This is a genomic window from Candidatus Darwinibacter acetoxidans, from assembly GCF_041936445.1.
Taxonomy (GTDB): Bacteria; Bacillota; Limnochordia; order Darwinibacteriales; family Darwinibacteriaceae; genus DTU010.
Window position 1 is genome coordinate 1 of sequence record NZ_JBHGXH010000083.1, and the last position, 2,652, is coordinate 2,652.

Genomic DNA, 2,652 nt, shown 5'->3' on the forward strand with positions numbered 1-2,652 from the left:
GCTGGCACCTTCGATCCGCATGGCGTGAAGATTACGTACAACAAGTCCCTGCTCATCAACGACCTCGAACTCTCGCAGATCGCCGCCTCGAGCATGGGGATCATCTCGCAGGAGACCATCGTCGCCCACCACCCCTGGGTGGATGATGCGCAGGCCGAGATGACGCGGCTGCAGGCTGAGCAGGAGAGCAGGGTAGATCTCTCCAGGTACCTGCAGGAGGGCGATGAGCAGGAGAGTAGGGGCGAGCAGCCGGAAGCGGGGGTGTAACCATGTCCCACTTCACCCTCTTCTTCAAGACCGAGGCGGAGGACCATGGAAAAGGCGTTTCTTAAGCTCGACAAGCAGATAGTCAGACTAATCCGGGTTGCCGAGCAGAGTGTCGGCCGGCAGTACGGGCAGATGCTCCGAGAGATCCGGGCGGTCCTCCAGCGGGCATACGATCGCTACTCGCTCGCCGACGGGACCCTGACATACTCGCAGATGGCGCGGTATGGGCGCATCGACAAGCTCAACGCGGAGATCGAGGAGATCACCCGGAAGTACTCCCGGCTCGTCGCGGGCGAGATCAGGACCGGGCTCCGGAAGACCGTCGTCAACTCCTTCGAGGGCACCCGGGGGGCGCTGGAGGGGGCTGCCGGCCGCACGATCAGGGGGATCCTGAAGCCTGAGACCGTCAGCGAGATCCTGCAGAACCCCGTCAGCGGGCTCACCCTGAACGAGCGGCTGGCGGTCCGGCGCTACGAGACGATCACCACGATCCGGCAGGAGATGACCCGGGGGCTGGTCCGGGGCGACCGCTACCGGGACATCGCCGACAGACTCCAGACTGCCCTGGAGATCGATGCCGGCAAGGCGACCCGCATCGTCCGGACCGAGGGGCACCGGTGCATGGAGGCAGGGAAAAAGGCGTCGCTCGACCACGCTGCCCGGCAGGGCGTCGAACTCCGGAAGTGGTGGAAGAACAGCGACGACGAGAGGGTGCGCTCCGGGCACCGCTATATGGGCCGGAAGTACAGCAAGGAGAACGCCATCCCCTACGATGAGGATTTCGTGAACGACCTCACCGGCGGGACCGGGCCGCACCCCGGGGCCCTAGGAACGGCCGAAGACGATATAAACTGCCGGTGTGTGATGGTCATTGAGGTAGGGTCATGAAGAAGGCCTCATTGATCATGTTGCTTGATAGCGCGTAAGTAGTCTAAACTGTCAATACTGTCAAAACCGCCATTTTCCCGCCTATTTTTAAATTTAGATTCCTATACCACTGTATCGCCACGCCCGGGGCGCGATCGGGCCTGTTTTCGTGGGCGCGACCACGTAAAAAAGCGAAACAGCGGAAAGGAGCCAGCAGATGCCAAAGACCCTCAAAGAATTACTCGGAGAGGACCTGTACGACCAGGTCAAGGAAAAGCTCGGAGACACGGAGGTCACTGTCGTGGACCCCAACGATCCGATGATCCCGAAACGCCGCCTCGACGAAGTGATCGCCGAACGGAACCGCTACAAAGAGCTGGTCGAGGAGCGCGACGCTCAGCTCGCGGACCTGAAGGCCGGAGCGAAGGACAACGAGGTCCTGAAGGCGCAGATCGCCGAACTCCAGGCCAAGAACAAGCAGGCCGCGGAGGACTACGAGAAGCAGCTCAATGAGCAGCGGTTCGCCTTCGCGGTCGAGCGTGCGGTCGCCAAAGCCGACGCCCGGAATGTCAAGGCAGTCATGGCGCTGCTGGATACGTCGAAGATCTCGCTCGATGACAACGGGAACCTGCTCGGGTTCGAGGCACAGATCGAGAAGCTCAAGGAGAGCGACCCGTATCTCTTCGGTGTCGAACTGAAAGGGAGGACGCCTGAGGGCACTGGGAAGCAGCCGCAGATCCAGGAGAACCCATGGAAGCGGGAAACCTGGAACCTCACGAAACAGGGTGAGATCATTCGCAAAGATCCAGACCTCGCAGCCAAACTCAAGGCGGAGGCTGGTGTGAGGTAAGCCTACAATGACCCACACGAAAACCTACACGACAGTAGCGGACGTTATCGTCCCGGAAGTATTCAATCCGTACGTCATCGAACGCACGGCAGAACTGAGCGCTCTGGTGCAGAGCGGGATCATCGAGACCAGCCCGGAGCTCGATAGGCTCGCGTCGGGGGGCGGCCGGCTCATCAGCATGCCGTACTGGCAGGACCTCGCCGGCGAAGACGAGCTGCTCTCGGACACCAGCGACCTGACCCCGGCGAAGATCGAGGCAAAGCAGGACCAGGCCGTGCTCCTGATGCGCGGCCGGGCATGGGCCGCGACCGACCTGGCGAAGGCCCTCTCCGGCGACGACCCGATGGGCGCGGTCGCCAACCTCGTGGCCGACTATTGGGCGCGACGCCGGCAGGCGACCCTGCTTGCGATCCTTCAGGGGGTCTTCGCCGCATCCGGCGGCTCGATGGACGACGGCTCGATGGCGGACAACACCCATGACATCTCCGAGGCAGACGAGAGCACGTGGACGGCAGAGACGTTCATCGACGCCTCATATTGTCTCGGGGACGCCGAGTCGAAGCTTACGGGAGTCATGGTCCACTCCGCCACGCTCGCCAGCCTGCGGAAACAGGACCTGATCGAGTTCGCCCCTGACAGCGAGGGGAAGCCCACTATCCCGACCTACA

The 2,652-nt window shown here is 62.3% G+C and carries 3 protein-coding genes and 1 pseudogene; all 4 read left to right on the forward strand.

Annotation, left to right across the window (positions count from 1 at the left end):
- Positions 1–267: phage portal protein (locus ACE4YL_RS02745; protein ID WP_461369164.1), on the forward strand; the 267-nt coding region annotated here is incomplete at its 5' end.
- A gap of 45 nt (positions 268–312) precedes the next feature.
- Entirely contained in the window at positions 313–1,155 is an 843-nt protein-coding gene (locus ACE4YL_RS02750; protein WP_461369165.1) for a phage minor head protein, read from the forward strand.
- Between the two features lie 196 nt (positions 1,156–1,351).
- Positions 1,352–1,984 (forward strand): phage scaffolding protein, encoded by a 633-nt coding sequence (locus tag ACE4YL_RS02755; RefSeq protein WP_461369166.1) that lies wholly within the window; start codon positions 1,352–1,354, stop codon positions 1,982–1,984.
- Between the two features lie 7 nt (positions 1,985–1,991).
- Positions 1,992–2,652: pseudogene (locus ACE4YL_RS02760) on the forward strand (coat protein); the annotation flags it as partial.

Excerpts from the sequence above, each read along its gene's own strand:
- ACE4YL_RS02750 (WP_461369165.1), top strand. The coding sequence starts at position 313 with ATGGAAAAGGCGTTTCTTAAGCTCGACAAGCAGATAGTCAGACTAATC.
- ACE4YL_RS02755 (WP_461369166.1), top strand. The coding sequence starts at position 1,352 with ATGCCAAAGACCCTCAAAGAATTACTCGGAGAGGACCTGTACGACCAG.